Annotated in this window: 11 protein-coding genes; 9 read left to right on the top strand and 2 right to left on the bottom strand. The window is 72.1% G+C overall.

The genetic code is table 11. From position 1 onward, the window contains the following. Positions 1 to 191: 191 nt before the first annotated feature. Positions 192 to 1,253, top strand: a complete 1,062-nt coding sequence (locus tag PV721_RS01875; RefSeq protein WP_319720978.1) for an AI-2E family transporter — start codon at positions 192 to 194, stop codon at positions 1,251 to 1,253. Continuing rightward, a complete protein-coding gene (locus PV721_RS01870) occupies positions 1,243 to 3,264 on the top strand; it encodes a prolyl oligopeptidase family serine peptidase (RefSeq protein ID WP_319720977.1) in 2,022 nt (673 codons plus the stop codon). The genes PV721_RS01875 and PV721_RS01870 overlap by 11 nt, the downstream gene beginning before the upstream one ends. Before the next feature lie 49 nt (positions 3,265 to 3,313). Here PV721_RS01870 and PV721_RS01865 read toward each other — a convergent pair whose 3' ends face one another. Continuing rightward, positions 3,314 to 4,954: a PKD domain-containing protein gene (locus PV721_RS01865; protein WP_319720976.1), complete on the bottom strand. Its 1,641-nt coding sequence runs from the start codon at positions 4,952 to 4,954 to the stop codon at positions 3,314 to 3,316. Positions 4,955 to 5,088: 134 nt separating this feature from the next. Between PV721_RS01865 and PV721_RS01860 the strand changes: the two genes are divergently transcribed. Beyond that, positions 5,089 to 5,589 (top strand): GNAT family N-acetyltransferase, encoded by a 501-nt coding sequence (locus PV721_RS01860; protein WP_319720975.1) that lies wholly within the window; start codon positions 5,089 to 5,091, stop codon positions 5,587 to 5,589. Positions 5,590 to 5,653: 64 nt separating this feature from the next. Here PV721_RS01860 and PV721_RS01855 read toward each other — a convergent pair whose 3' ends face one another. After that, a complete protein-coding gene (locus PV721_RS01855) occupies positions 5,654 to 6,349 on the bottom strand; it encodes a helix-turn-helix domain-containing protein (protein WP_319720974.1) in 696 nt (231 codons plus the stop codon). A gap of 129 nt (positions 6,350 to 6,478) precedes the next feature. On the opposite strand from PV721_RS01855, the gene PV721_RS01850 reads away from it, so the two are divergent. The 6 genes from PV721_RS01850 to PV721_RS01825 all read left to right on the top strand — a co-directional run bounded on the left by PV721_RS01850 (position 6,479) and on the right by PV721_RS01825 (position 13,782). Further along, the gene (locus tag PV721_RS01850; RefSeq protein WP_319720973.1) at positions 6,479 to 8,161 is read left to right on the top strand and encodes an amidohydrolase; all 1,683 of its coding nucleotides are present in this window, start codon (positions 6,479 to 6,481) and stop codon (positions 8,159 to 8,161) included. A 177-nt stretch (positions 8,162 to 8,338) separates the two neighbouring features. After that, positions 8,339 to 10,009: an ABC transporter substrate-binding protein gene (locus tag PV721_RS01845; RefSeq protein WP_319720972.1), complete on the top strand. Its 1,671-nt coding sequence runs from the start codon at positions 8,339 to 8,341 to the stop codon at positions 10,007 to 10,009. Beyond that, the gene (locus PV721_RS01840) at positions 10,006 to 10,974 is read left to right on the top strand and encodes an ABC transporter permease (RefSeq protein ID WP_319720971.1); all 969 of its coding nucleotides are present in this window, start codon (positions 10,006 to 10,008) and stop codon (positions 10,972 to 10,974) included. The genes PV721_RS01845 and PV721_RS01840 overlap by 4 nt, the downstream gene beginning before the upstream one ends. Then, the gene (locus PV721_RS01835; protein WP_319720970.1) at positions 10,971 to 11,912 is read left to right on the top strand and encodes an ABC transporter permease; all 942 of its coding nucleotides are present in this window, start codon (positions 10,971 to 10,973) and stop codon (positions 11,910 to 11,912) included. The genes PV721_RS01840 and PV721_RS01835 overlap by 4 nt, the downstream gene beginning before the upstream one ends. Further along, positions 11,912 to 12,916: an ABC transporter ATP-binding protein gene (locus PV721_RS01830; RefSeq protein ID WP_319720969.1), complete on the top strand. Its 1,005-nt coding sequence runs from the start codon at positions 11,912 to 11,914 to the stop codon at positions 12,914 to 12,916. The genes PV721_RS01835 and PV721_RS01830 overlap by 1 nt, the downstream gene beginning before the upstream one ends. After that, a complete protein-coding gene (locus PV721_RS01825) occupies positions 12,913 to 13,782 on the top strand; it encodes an ABC transporter ATP-binding protein (RefSeq protein WP_319720968.1) in 870 nt (289 codons plus the stop codon). Before PV721_RS01830 ends, PV721_RS01825 begins: the two co-directional genes overlap by 4 nt. The last annotated feature ends 58 nt before the right edge of the window (positions 13,783 to 13,840 follow it).

Genomic DNA, 13,840 nt, shown 5'->3' with positions numbered 1-13,840 from the left:
TTTTCCCGGCATCGGCGCCGGCCCCGACCGGTCCGTCCGGCGTCTCCGACCCCGTCTGTCCGGAGGCCTCCGTACCCGCCCGTCCGGACGACTCCGTACCCCGTCCGCCCGTACGCCTCCCCACCGCCTCGGACGGGCGAATCCGGGACCCGGCGCGTGGCATCGGCGCGCGGCGGTGGCACTCATGGTTCATGCCGCCGGTGTCACCCTTCCTGCGTACGGCCGCGTCGTACGCCTGGCGCCTGCTGGTCGTCGGCGCCGCCGTCTACGCGGTCTTCGCCGTGCTGGGCCGCTTCCACGAGATCACCGTGGCCCTCTTCCTCGGCCTCGTCGCCGCGGCGCTGCTGTGGTCGCCCACCCGGCGCCTCGCGCACGCCCTGCCCCGCACGCTCGCCGTCGCCGTCGCCCTCGTCGGCAGCACGCTGCTGCTGCTGGGCGTGCTGGCGCTGGTCGGCGAGGCGGTGGCGGGGGAGAGCACGACCCTGGCCCGGGAGTTCCGCCAGGGGCTGGCCAGAGTCGAGGCGTGGCTGGAGCGGCCCCCCTTCCGGCTGAACCCGCACGCGCTCTCCGACGTCCAGGCCCGGGTCGGCGCGTACCTCTCCAGCCACCGCTCCACGGTGCTCAGCCAGGCGGTCAGCGGAGCCGGGCGCCTGGTCCACGTCCTGACCGTCCTCGCCCTCGCCGTCTTCTGCTCGGTCTTCTTCCTGCACGGCGGCGACCGGCAGTGGTCGTGGTTCTGCGCGCAGCTGCCCGAGCAGGCCCGCGACAGGGTGGCGATCGCCGGCCGGGCGGCCTGGCGCACCTTCACCGGCTACACCCACGGCATCCTGCTCGTCGCGGCGACGAACGCCGTCCTCGTCGGGGTGGCGCTGTACTTCCTCGGGGTCCCGCTGGCCGTTCCGCTGGCGGTGCTGGAGTTCTTCGCGGCCTTCGTCCCCCTCATCGGGTCGCCGGTCGCGCTGGCGATCGCCGCCGTGGTGGCGCTGGCCGCGAAGGGGCCGCTCGTCGCGGGGATCGTGGTGGCGCTGATCGTGGTCATCGGCCAGATCGAGGGCCATCTGCTGCACCCGCTGGTGATGAGCCGGGCGGTGCGGCTGCACCCGCTGGTGGTGGCGATCTCGGTGGTCGCGGGGGCCATCGCGGCCGGAGTGGTCGGCGCGGTGGTCGCGGTCCCGCTGGTCTCGGTGGTCTGGTCGGTGCACTCGGCCCTGCGGACGGCCCGTCTTCCTGCACAATCGCCTGATGAGCGATGAAGACCCCTACCTCTGGTTGGAAGACGTATCGGGCGAGGCCGCCCTCGACTGGGTCCGGGAGCGCAACGCCGAGACCGTGGAGGCGCTGACCGGCGCCCCTGGGTTCAAGGTGCTCGAGCAGGAGATGCGCGAGGTGCTGGACGACGACGGCCGGATCCCGTACGTCGTCCGCCGGGGCCGCCACCTCTACAACTTCTGGCAGGACGCCGACCACGTCCGCGGGCTGTGGCGGCGGACCACGCTCGAGGAGTACCGCACGGACCGCCCGGCCTGGGAGGTGGTCCTGGACCTGGACGCACTGGCCGAGGCGGAGGAGGAGAAGTGGGCCTGGGCGGGCAGCAGCGTCCTGGCCCCCGGACACCGGCACGCCCTGGTCATGCTGTCGCGGGACGGCGCCGACGCCTGCGTCGTGCGCGAGTTCGACCTGGAGACCCTGGAGTTCGTCGAGGACGGGTTCAGGGTCGAGGAGGCCAAGACCCGGATCGGATGGATCGACCACGACCGGATCTGGATCGGGACCGACTTCGGCCCCGGCTCGATGTCCGCGTCCGGATACCCGCTCCAGGTGCGCCGCTGGCGGCGCGGCACCCCCCTCGAAGACGCGGAGCTGGTCTACGAGGGCCTGCCCACGGACCTGTCCGCCAGCGGATGGCACGACGACACCCCCGGCTTCGAACGGGACTTCGTCCACCGGCAGATCGACTTCTGGAACAAGGAACTCTTCCTCCTCTCGGAGGACCCCGCCGGCCCGCCGGTGAAGATCGAGGTACCGGACGACGCGGGCGCCTCCGTCCACCGGCAGTGGCTGACCGTCACCACCAAGGCGCCGTGGCTCGGCCACCCCGCGGGCAGCCTGCTCGCCTTCGACTTCGACGCCTTCCGGGCGGGCGGGCGGGAGGCCGAGGTGCTGTTCACCCCGGACGAGCGGACCGCGCTCGCCGGATACAGCTGGACCCGCAACCACCTCATCCTCAGCACCTGCGCCGACGTCTCCTCCCGGATGGAGCTCCTCACCCCGGAACCCGGCGGTTGGCGGCGCGCACCCCTGCCGGGCGTACCCCCGCTGTCCACCGCCTCGGTCACCTGCACCGACCCGGACGTGAGCGACGAGTACTTCCACCACGTCTCCGGCTTCCTCCAGCCGTCCACCCTCTACCGGGGCACGGCCGGCGGCGACGGCGAGAGCGTCAAGCAGGGCCCGGCGCTCTTCGACACCGCCGGCCTCGCCGTGAGCCAGTACTTCGCGACCTCCGCGGACGGCACGCGGGTCCCGTACTTCGTCGTCGGACCCGAGGACCGCCCCGGGCCGGGCCCCACCCTGCTCTACGGGTACGGCGGCTTCGAGATCTCCATGGTCCCGCACTACAGCGCGCTCACCGGACGGGCCTGGCTCGCGCGGGGCGGCACCTACGTCGTCGCGGGCATCCGGGGCGGGCACGAGTACGGGCCGGACTGGCACCGGGCGGCCCTCGGCGCGAACCGGGTCCGGGCGTACGAGGACTTCGCCGCCGTCGCCCGGGACCTCACCGCCCGGGGCATCACCACCCCCGCCCAGCTGGGCATCGAGGGCGGCAGCAACGGCGGACTGCTGATGGGCGCCATGCTCACCCGGGAGCCGGAACTGTTCGGCGCGGTCGTCGCCCACGTGCCGCTGCTGGACATGCTCCGCTTCCACAAGCTGCTCGCCGGCGCCAGCTGGATCGCCGAGTACGGGGATCCCGACAGCCCGGCCGACCGGCCCCACCTGGAGCAGATCTCCCCGTACCACCAGGTTCGGGCGGACGGGCCCGCGTACCCGCCGCTGCTCCTGCTCACCTCCACCCGCGACGACCGCGTCCACCCCGGCCACGCCCGCAAGATGGCCGCCCGGCTGCGCGAGTTCGGCCATCCCGTCCTCTTCCACGAGCACCTCGGCGGCGGCCACGCGGGCGCCACCGACCACCGGCAGACCGCCTTCAACGAGGCCCTCGTCCACACCTTCCTGTGGGAGCGGCTGACCCCGTCGAAGTGAGCCGTGCCGCCGGCTCAGCCGGCAGGTCCTCCTGCCGGTGGGCCGGGCGTCAGTTCTTGGCGTAGAAGGCGAAGGTGTCGACGAGCAGGTCCGTGGGCTGGTAGCTCATGTTCCAGAAGTCGATCACGTTGTTGACGCCGGAGCTCGCCTGGACCAGGTTCGGGACGGTCTTGCGGTAGGTCCAGTTGAGGTTGGAGGAGTTCGGCGGCGTCGGCCAGGTCTCCCAGCCACCCTCGTAGGCGGCCCACGAGTTGGGGTCCGGGGAGACCGTCAGGAAGCCGGTGCCCTCGGGGTTGGTGACGGTGGCGTTGGTGACGAGCGCGGTGACGTTCGTGTCTCCGCCCGCGACCCGGCCGTAGATGTAGGAGCGGCCCTCGAGCGGGCTGCCCCACTCACGGGTGTCGAACCACCGGCTCGGGGCGGTGCGGATCAGCGCGCTCTGGCTCTCGGGGCTGTAGTAGCCCACGACGTCGACGATCACGTGGGTCCCGGCGCCGGCACCGTTGCGAATGTTGATCTTGCCGTCGGGGCCGATCGGGACGATGACTGAGTTGGCGATGGTCTGGCCCTGGCTGAAGTTCAGGTTCGAGGAGGTCGGGGCCGGGCCGCCGGGGTAGACGGTCAGGTGACCTTCCATGTTCGGCTCGTGGACGGTCACGTTGAGCGCGACGGCCTTGGCGCTCGCCGGGACGCCGGCACGGCCGTGGACCTGGGTGCTGAAGTTGCCGTAGCCCGGGACCTTGCCCTGGCTCGTGCCGAGGCCCTCGCGGGTGTCGACGATGCGGCTCGGGTTGAGCGAGGTGTAGCCGCTGGCCGCGGACTTGGAGAAGTAGCCGGTGACGTCGGCGATGAGGTCGAGCTCGCCCGCGCCGTGGTTGTAGACGTCCACGTAGCCGTTCTGGCCGACCGACGCGATCACCAGGTTCGGGACGGTCTGCCCCGGGGTGTAGTTGACGTTCGACGTGGTCGGCACCTCGCCGCCCTCGGCGTACACGCGGACGTGTCCGTCCTTCGAGGGGTTGGTGACGGTGACGTTCAGGGCCACGGCGGTCACGCCGGCCGGGATCTGAGCGGCGCCGGCGACCTTGATGCGGGCGGTCCCGAAGGCGGGCACCTTCTTCGCAGCCGCGCCGATGCCCGCACGGGTGTCCAGCAGACGGGTCGGAGCGTGCGGGGTGAACTCATTGCCCGCGGTCTGCACGACGATCTGGTTGGTGCCGCGGACGCCGCCGCCGCTGCCGTCGATCAGGGTGACCTTGACGGTGTAGACGCCGGCCTTGGCGTACACGTGGTTCTCGGTCAGGTTGGTCGGGCCGTTGGCGCCCACCTGTACCTGGCTGCCGTCGCCCCACTCGACGAGCACGCCGAGCGCGGTGCCCGGGTCGCTGGTGACGGCGAGCCTCAGCTCCACGCCGTGGGCGCTGATGGTCTCGGCCTCCAGGCCGACCGTCGGCTCGGCGGCGGCGTCCGCGGCCTGCTGGCTGCCCTTGGCGGCCGGGTGGACCGTCTTGGAAGCGGGGCTGGAGGCGGTCCCCTCCTTGTACGCCTTGGCCGCGATCTTCTTCAGATCGAGGTCGGGAACGGACACCCCCCGGTGGTCCGTCCCCTTGGCTCCGTCCTGGCCCGTCGCGTTGGCGACACCCGGGACGAGACCGACACCGGCCGCGACGATTGCGGCGGTGGAAAGCATGAGTCGGCGATTACGCACCGGCCCCCCCATTTTTTGGTTTTTGAACATGATCAGGTTTGAAGCTCGCTCAGAGTACATAGGTGTGCTGCTTCGCGCGAGGTATTTTGATCACACCGCTGTGTGATGCTGACGTCATGACTGATCGCCCCGAGGTCGTTGTCGTCCGCCGGCCGGGCCGGAGCCCCTCCGGCGGGGGAGGCCTGGCCGGGCTGCTGGCCGCCTACCATCTGCGGACGGAGGCGGAGAAGGGCCGGGCCGTCGCCGGTGTGGACGGGTTGCCCGACCGCTATCGGGCGGAAGTCCTGGACCCGCAGGCCGCGTTCGTCGACGACGTCGTGCTGCTGGCGCTGAGCGGGCACACCGCCGCAGGCTGTCTCGTGGTGACCGCCCCCAGCGAGAGTCGGGCAGAGGTGAAGCGGCTGTGGACGGACCCCTCCTTCCGGGGCCGGGGCGTCGCGTCCGCTCTGGTCGGCGCCGCGCTCGCGCACGCCGCGGAAAGCGGCGTCCACACCGTTCGGCTGTCGGTGTGGAAGTGGCGCACGGGTGCCGTCGCCCTGTACGAGCGGCTCGGGTTCACCGTCACCGAGTCCTGGGACGACCGGGATCAACTGGTCTGCATGGAGCGCGCCGTGTGAGTGGTGGCAGCCGTGCGCGGACGGTTGCGACGGCGCGGGTCGGGCAGGCTCCCGAAGAGATGGTCTAGTCCGCGCGGAGTTCCTCCACGCGCTTCTCGATCGCGGTGATCAGTGCCTCCACCCTGGCGAGGAAGATCTGCTCGTCCGTCACCTCGGCGAGCTGCGTGCTCAGCCGGGTGATGTTCGGGAATCCCTCCGCGTCGACCAGGCGGTACTCGCGGCTCCACGAGGACTCGTCGGCCGCCCGGATGTCCGGGTCGAACAGCAGGTAGGCGGCGCGCTGGCCGACGTACGCGAGGAGCGAGTCTCCGACCATGCGGTAGTGGACAGCCGCCTCGGCGCCGTCGAGCCCGGCCTCCATGACGGCGCCGAGGATGAGCTCGACCACCCGGAACTCGTTGGGCCGCCGGGTGGTCCGGCTGGCCATGGTCGATCCGACCACCGGGTACTTCAGTGCCACCTCCAGTGAGGCGTCGGCGAGCGCCCGCAGCCGGCCCTTCCAGTCGAGTCCCTCGGGGATGCTGTCGAGCACCTCGCCGAGCGTGCGGTCGGCGACGGACAGCAGCAGCTCGTCCTTGTCGCGGAAGTGCCGGTAGATCGCGGTCGGGTCGGCGCCGAGCTCCTCGCCGAGGCGCCGGACGGTGAACGCGTCCTCGCTCCCGCGGGCCGCGATGCGCAGGCTCGCTTCGATGATCGCGTCGGGTGTGAGCTGGCTGCCCGCGCGCTTGGACCGGGCGGGTGCGTCGGATGACTTCGGCATGGTGGGGCCAGTGTAACGATGTGGAACAGAGGCCGCGCAACATCGTTGACAACAATGTTGCGCTCCCGTTCACTCCTCCTCAACAACCAAGCCGTGCGGGTCTGCCCCGCCGAGCCGGAGGATGCGTCGATGTCCAACAACAGGCAGCGGGCCGACACCGTATTCGTGGGCGGGAAGGTCTTCACCGCGACCGGGCCGGCCCCGGTCGACGCAGCGGTCGCCATCGGGGGCGGACGGATCCTCGCCGTCGCCGACGAAGCCGCCGTACGGGCCCTCGCGGACGCGGACACCGAGGTGGTCGACCTCGCGGGCGGACTGCTCGTACCGGGGTTCCAGGACGCCCACGTGCACCCGGCGGTGGCCGGGGTGCAGATGCTCGGCTGCGACCTCAGCGAGGAGCGGTCCATCGAGGGCTACCTGAAGGTGGTGGCCGCGTACGCCGAAGAGCACCCCGAAGCGGCCTGGATCCGCGGCGGCGGCTGGTCCATGGACGTCTTCCCCGGGGGCACGCCGACGCGCGCCATGCTCGACGCCGTGGTGCCGGACCGGCCCGTCATGCTCACGAACCGGGACGGCCACGGCGCCTGGGTCAACACCCGCGCACTCGAACGCTCGGGCGTCGACCGCACCACCCCCGACCCGGTGGACGGCCGGATCGAGCGGGACGCCGACGGAACCCCGGCCGGCACCCTCCAGGAGGGCGCCATGGACCTGGTGGCCCGCCACGCGCCCATCGCGACGCCCGACGAGGCGCACGCCGGCCTCCTCGCCGCGCAGGAGCATCTCTTCTCCCTCGGCGTGACCAGCTGGCAGGACGCCATGATCGGCGCCTTCCCCGGCAACCCCGACAACTACGGGGTCTACCTGCGGGCGGCGCGCGAGGGCTCCCTGCGCGCACGCGTCGTCGGCGCCCTGTGGTGGGACCGCGAACGCGGCCTGGAGCAGATACCCGAACTGGAGGAGCGCCGCCGCACCGGACAGGTCGGCCGGTTCAACGCCACCAGCATCAAGATCATGCAGGACGGCATCGCCGAGAACTTCACGGCCGGCCTGCTGGAGCCCTACCTCGACGGCTGCGGCTGCGCCACCGCGAACTCCGGACTGAGCTTCATCGAACCGGAACTGCTCACCGAGGCGGTGTCCCGACTCGACCGCTCCGGCTTCCAGGTCCACTTCCACGCACTCGGGGACCGCGCCGTGCGCGAGGTGCTCGACGCACTCGCCGCGGCCCGGGCGGCCAACGGCGCCAACGACAACCGCCACCACCTCGCCCACCTGCAGATCGTCCACCCCGACGACATCGGGCGCTTCGCGAGCCTGGGAGCGGCCGCCAACATCCAGGCGCTGTGGGCCGCGCACGAGCCGCAGATGGACGAACTGACGATCCCCTTCCTGGGCCCCGAACGGGCCGCCCTCCAATACCCCTTCGGGGACCTGCAGCGGGCCGGCGCCCGCCTCGTCGCCGGCAGCGACTGGTCCGTGAGCAGCCCCAACCCGCTGTGGGGCATCCACGTCGCCGTCAACCGCGCCGTCCCCGACGAGGCCCCCGACCCGTCCGGGACCTTCGAACCCCCGGCTCCCTTCTTCCCGGAGCAGGCACTGACCCTCTCCCAGGCACTGACCGCCTACACCGCGGGCAGCGCCTGGGTGAACCACCTCGACGAGGTCACCGGCACCGTCGAGGCGGGCAAGTACGCGGACCTCGTCGTCCTCGACCGGGATCCCTTCGCCCGCCCCAGCGAGGAGATCGCCGAGACCCGGGTGCTCCGGACCTACCTCGACGGCGAACTCGTCTTCGCCGCGACGGACTGAGCACCGGAGCCCCTGCGCACCCGGCACACCTGCCCACTGAGCAGCTGCGCACCGCGCGCACCCGCGCATACCGACCCCCCGATCACGGACTGCCGGCGGACCGGGCAGTCACCGGCCGGGCCGCCACCGGCCGAGCAGCACGAACCCCACCACGCTCACCCCTCAGGGAGCCAGACGATGTCATCAGCCACATCGGGATCGCCGCACCACCGACGCAGCCGGATCCGTCACGCCCTGTCGGCAGCCCTCGCGGCCGCCGCGGTGCTCGTCACCAGCGCGTGCAGCGGCACCGCGGGCGGACAGAAGGACGGAGCCACCGCCTTCGAGATCACCGACGCGACGCCGGCCGCCGCCGGCCCCGTGGACTCCTTCACCTGGTCGGTCTTCGCGGAGCCGACCACCATCGACTACGCCTACTCGTTCGACTACCCGCCCAACCAGATCCTCGCCAACGTCTGCGAGAGCCTGCTCCGCTGGAACCCCGATCTGACGACCTCGCCGAACCTCGCGTCCTCGTACACCAACCCCACGCCCACCACCTGGGTCTACCAGATCCGCCCCGGCGTGCACTTCCACGACGGCACCGCGCTCACCGCGGACGACGTCGTGGCCTCGCTGCGCCGCAACCTCGACCCGGAGACGGCCAGCGTCTGGGCCAACCCCTTCAGGAACGTGAAGTCGGTCGACCGCACGGGGCCGATGGAGGTCACCGTCACCCTGGCGCGGCCCGACTCCACCTTCAACAAGTACCTCGCCGCCGGCCCGGGAACGGTGGAGTCCGCCGCCACCCTCGCCAAGTCCGGCAAGGACTACGGCAATCCGCAGACCGGCGTGAACTGCACCGGCCCGTTCTCCTTCGCCTCCTGGACCTCCGGCCAGTCCCTCACGCTCAAGCGCTTCGACGACTACTGGAACCCTGCTCTCAAGGCCAAGTCGGGCGAGGTGAAGTTCGTCTTCCTGACCGACGCGACGACCCGCGTCAACGCCTTCCAGAGCGGCGAGGTCGACGGCGGCTGGATGGTCCCGCCGAACGCCTACTCCCAGCTGCGCGACACCCGGGCCGGAAGCCTCTACTTCGGCCGCAACACCACGGTCGCCGACGAGGTGGTCGGCAACCTCGAGGGCCCGCTCGGCGACGCCCGGGTGCGCCGGGCCCTGCTGATGGCCATCGATCGCGAGGGCATCGTCAAGGCCGGCGCGGGCGGGGTCGGCCGGGTCGCCGACTCGCTCGTCACCGACAACCTCTGGAACGAGGCGCCCGCCGCGACCCGCGACGCGATCCTCGAGGAACTCCCCACGTACCCGTACGACCCGGCCAAGGCCAAGGCGCTCGCCGCCGAGGCCGGAGTGAACGGCCAGAAGGTCGTGATCGCGACCAGCCCGCTGGACTCCCAGACGACCATCATCACGCAGGCCGTCGCCCAGGCCGCCACGGCCATCGGACTGAAGCCGCAGATCGACTCCGTCTCCGCGGAGAAGTACACGACGCTCTTCACCGACCCGGCCGCGCGCGAGGGCATCGACCTCTTCCTCACCTTCTGGTACACGTCCATCACCGACCCGCTGGACATGTACGGCTCCCTGCAGACCGGCGCCTTCAGCAACTACGGCAACTGGTCCGACCCCGCCTTCGACAAGGCCGTCGACAAGGCCGTCACGAGCTACGACCCCGTCGAGCACACGGCCGCCAACGCGGAGGCCCAGCGGATCGCGATGCGCGAACTGCCCTGGCTGCCCCTCTACACCCAGCCCGTGAGCGTGTTCCTCGGCAAGCGGATCACCGGCGTCCAGCCGTCCATCGCCTACCTCTACTACCCGTGGGCGGCCGAGATCGGGGCCAAGGGATGACGGTCGCGGTGGCACGGGCCGGACGGGTGCTGCGCAAGCTGGCCGGCATGGCGGCGACCCTGCTCGTCACCTCCTTCCTCGTCTTCTCCTCGCTGTTCCTGGCGCCCGGGGACCCCGCCTCCTTCCTCGTGAAGGGGCGCAGCCCCAGCCCGCAGGAACTCGCCGAGATCCGCCGTCAGTACGGCTTCGACGAGCCGTTCCTGGTCCGGTACTGGAACTGGCTGGAAGGCGTCCTGCAGGGGGACTTCGGCCGCTCCTACCTCTTCCACCAGGACGTCTCCTCGGTCATCTGGTCGCGGCTGCCCGCGTCCATGCTGCTGATCGGCGTATCGGCCCTGATGATCGCGGTGGTGGGCATCGGCTCCGGTGTCGTGGGCGCGCTGCGCCGGGGCACGCGGACCGACCGCAGCCTGATGCTCCTGGTGACCGTGGGCGCCGCCGCGCCCGCCTTCGTCGCCGCCCTCCTGCTCCGCTCGGTACTGGGCGTGCAGCTGGGCTGGTTCCCGACGATCGGGAACGGCACCGGCGTCCTGGACCGCCTGCACCACGTGGTGCTCCCGGCCGCGGCCCTGTCCGTGACCTTCGTGGCGCTGGTGACCCGGGTGACCCGCTCGGCGATGCTCGACGAACTGCGCCGCGAGCACGTCGAGGTGGCCCTCAGCCGGGGGACGCCCCGCCGGACCGTCATGCGACGGCACGTCCTGCGCAACGCGCTGGGACCGATCGTGACCGTCTCCGCCCTCCTGGTCTCGGGGATGCTGGTCAGCACTGCGATCGTGGAGACCGCCTTCGGGATGTCCGGAGTGGGTTCCCTGCTGGTGCAGTCGGTGGACCAGCTGGACTTCCAGGTGGTCCAGGCGATCGTCCTGCTGGTGGTGGCCGCGTTCGTCGTGGTCAACTCCCTCGTCGACCTGGTGCACCCGCTGATCGATCCGCGCATGGCCGCGGCGGGGAGCGCCCGATGACCGCACACACCGCACACACCGAGCCGACTGCACACACCGCACACACCGAGCCGACCGCACAGGCCGCAGAGGCCGTACGGGCCGCGGCCGCGGCCAAGGACCGCCGCCGGCCGACCCGGCTCCGGGCCCTCGGGGGCAGCCGGCTCCAGCAGGGCTGCCTGCTGCTCCTTGTCCTGTTCGTCCTGGTGGCTCTGCTGGCGCCGTGGCTCGCCCCCCAGGACCCGACCTTCGGCCGGCTCGGCGACACCCTTCTGGACCCGAGCACCGACCACTGGCTGGGCACCGACCAGGGCGGCCACGACACCTTCTCGGCGTTGATCGCCGGTACCCGGACGAGCCTCGCCGGACCCCTCGCCGTGGTGCTGTTCTCCACCCTCCTGGGCACGGCGGTCGGCCTGTTCACCGCCTGGCGCGGCGGATGGATCGACACCGTGGCCGGCCGGGTGCTCGACGTCGTGTTCGCCTTCCCCGCGCTGCTGCTGGCGATCCTCGCGGTGGCCCTCTTCGGCAAGGGGATGACGGCTCCGGTCCTCGCCATGGCGATCGCCTACATGCCGTACACCGCCCGGCTCGTCCGCGGCCTCGCCGTCCAGGAGAAGGCCCGCCCCTACATCGCCGCCTACCGGGTACAGGGCCACTCCGCCCTGTTCGTGACGGTCCGCAGGATGCTGCCCAACATCGCCCCGACCCTGCTCGCCCAGTCGACGGTGAACTTCGGGTACGCCCTGCTCGACCTCGCCGCCCTCTCCTTCTTGGGGCTCGGTGTGCAGCCGCCCACCCCCGACTGGGGCGCCATGATCAACCAGGGCCAGGCGGCCGTGCTGCAGGGGCAGCCGCTGTCCGCGATCGCGCCGGCGGTGGCGGTCGTCCTGGTGGTCGTCGCCTTCAACGTCGTCGGGGAGAACCTCGGCGACCGGCTCGCGGGGAGGGACTCCTGATGACACTGCTCGCCTACGAAGACCTCAGCATCTCGTTGCCCGCCATGGCCCGCCCGATCCTGGACGGCGTCGCCCTCCGGGTCTGCGCCGGGGAAGTCGTCGCACTGGTCGGCGAATCCGGCTCGGGGAAGTCCGTCACCGCCCGCGCCGCCCTCGGCCTGTTCCCGGCGGGAGCCGAAGTCGGCGGCCGGGTGCGCGTCGACGGGACCGACCTGGTCGGCGCCGACGCCGCGAGCCTGCGCGACGTACGGACCGACAAGGCGGCGATGATCTACCAGGATCCGCGGGCCGCCATCAACCCGGTCCGCCGGGTCGGAGACTTCCTCACCGAGCCGCTGCGCCTGGTCCACGGCTGGTCCAAGGCCCGGGCCGACGCCCGGGCGGCCGAACTCCTCGGCGCGGTGGGCCTGCCCGACCCCGTCCGGCACCTCGACCAGTACCCGCACGAGCTCTCCGGCGGCATGCTCCAGCGCGTCGTGATCGCCGCCGCCCTCACGGCGGAACCGGGGCTGCTGCTGTGCGACGAGCCGACCACCGCACTCGACGTCAGCACCCAGGCCGAGATCCTCGCCATCCTGGGACGGCTCCAGCGCGAACGCGGCCTCGGCCTCCTCCTGATCACGCACGACATCGAGCTCGCCGCCGCGGTCAGCGACCGGATCTACGTGATGTACGCGGGCCGGATCGTCGAGACCGCGCCCGTGGGGGAACTCTTCACCTCGCCCCGCCACCCCTACACCGCCGGCCTGCTCGGTTCCTCACCGCCCCTCGACGGCCCGCCCCACCGCCTCACCCCCATCCCCGGCGCACCGATGGGCCTGCTGGAGTCCGCTCCCGGCTGCGCCTTCGCGCCCCGGTGCCGCTTCGCCGAGCCCGGCCGCTGCGACCAGTCCCCGCCCCTGCTGCAACGGCACGGCCCGGCCGAGGTCGCGTGCCACCGCACGGCCGAACTGACCGGGGCCCCGCCGGCGCCTTCCCCCGCATCCTGCACGGAGGACAGTTGACCACCGACCCCACCGCCCCCCTCCTCCAGGTGAGCGGCCTGCGCAAGACCTACCGGACCGGCGCCTGCGTGGTCGTCGCGGTCGACGACCTGTCGTTCACCCTCAGGGCGGGCGGGGCCCTCGGCATCGTCGGCGAGTCCGGTTCCGGCAAGACCACCACGGCCCGGATGCTGATCGGCCTCGAACGCCCCGACGCGGGCAGGATCCTCGTCCAGGGCGAGCCGCTGGCCGCGGCCGTACGGGGGAGAGCGGCGCGGCTGGCCCGTGCCAAGGCCGTCCAGATCGTCTTCCAGGACCCGTACCTCTCCCTGGACGCCCGGATCAGCATCGGCGCGACGATCGACGGTGTGCTCCGGCTGCACGGGACCAGCGACCGCGCTGCACGGGCCGACCGGGTCCGGGAGCTGCTGGCCCAGGTCGGCCTCGGCGACCGGGAGGCGGCCGCCCTGCCCCGCCGCCTTTCGGGCGGGCAGCGCCAACGGGCCGCGATCGCCCGGGCGCTGGCGGTCGAACCCGCCGTCCTGGTGCTCGACGAGGCGGTGTCGGCCCTGGACGTCTCCGTACAGGCGCAGGTGCTCAACCTGCTGGCGGACATCCGGCGCGACACCGGCATCGGGCTGGTCTTCGTCAGCCACGACCTGGCCGTCGTCCGCTACGTGTGCGACGAGGCCCTCGTCATGTACCGGGGCCGGACCATGGAGCACCGCCCGGTGTCCGAGCTCCTCACCTCGCCCCGGGACCCCTACACCCGGCTGTTGCTGGCGTCGGTGCCCAGGCCGGGCTGGGACCCCGACTCGATCAGCCGGCGCCGGCGCGGGCTCGACCCGTGCACGGGCGCGGGCCACCGGCCGCCGGCGGCGACGTAGGGCTCCGCGCCGGGCGTCAGTCCGAAGCGCCGTAGCGGGCCCGAACCGTTCGGTGGAG

Source organism: Streptomyces sp. MB09-01 (assembly GCF_033794505.1).
Lineage (GTDB): Bacteria > Actinomycetota > Actinomycetes > Streptomycetales > Streptomycetaceae > Streptomyces.
The sequence above is the reverse complement of the archived record's forward strand: the minus strand, read 5'-3'. Positions and strand labels throughout refer to the sequence as shown.

Coding starts and splice junctions, on each gene's coding strand:
- PV721_RS01870 (WP_319720977.1), top strand. CDS start 1,243: ATGAGCGATGAAGACCCCTACCTCTGGTTGGAAGACGTATCGGGCGAG.
- PV721_RS01865 (WP_319720976.1), bottom strand. CDS start 4,954: ATGCTTTCCACCGCCGCAATCGTCGCGGCCGGTGTCGGTCTCGTCCCG.
- PV721_RS01840 (WP_319720971.1), top strand. CDS start 10,006: ATGACGGTCGCGGTGGCACGGGCCGGACGGGTGCTGCGCAAGCTGGCC.
- PV721_RS01835 (WP_319720970.1), top strand. CDS start 10,971: ATGACCGCACACACCGCACACACCGAGCCGACTGCACACACCGCACAC.
- PV721_RS01860 (WP_319720975.1), top strand. CDS start 5,089: ATGACTGATCGCCCCGAGGTCGTTGTCGTCCGCCGGCCGGGCCGGAGC.
- PV721_RS01875 (WP_319720978.1), top strand. CDS start 192: ATGCCGCCGGTGTCACCCTTCCTGCGTACGGCCGCGTCGTACGCCTGG.
- PV721_RS01830 (WP_319720969.1), top strand. CDS start 11,912: ATGACACTGCTCGCCTACGAAGACCTCAGCATCTCGTTGCCCGCCATG.
- PV721_RS01850 (WP_319720973.1), top strand. CDS start 6,479: ATGTCCAACAACAGGCAGCGGGCCGACACCGTATTCGTGGGCGGGAAG.
- PV721_RS01855 (WP_319720974.1), bottom strand. CDS start 6,349: ATGCCGAAGTCATCCGACGCACCCGCCCGGTCCAAGCGCGCGGGCAGC.
- PV721_RS01845 (WP_319720972.1), top strand. CDS start 8,339: ATGTCATCAGCCACATCGGGATCGCCGCACCACCGACGCAGCCGGATC.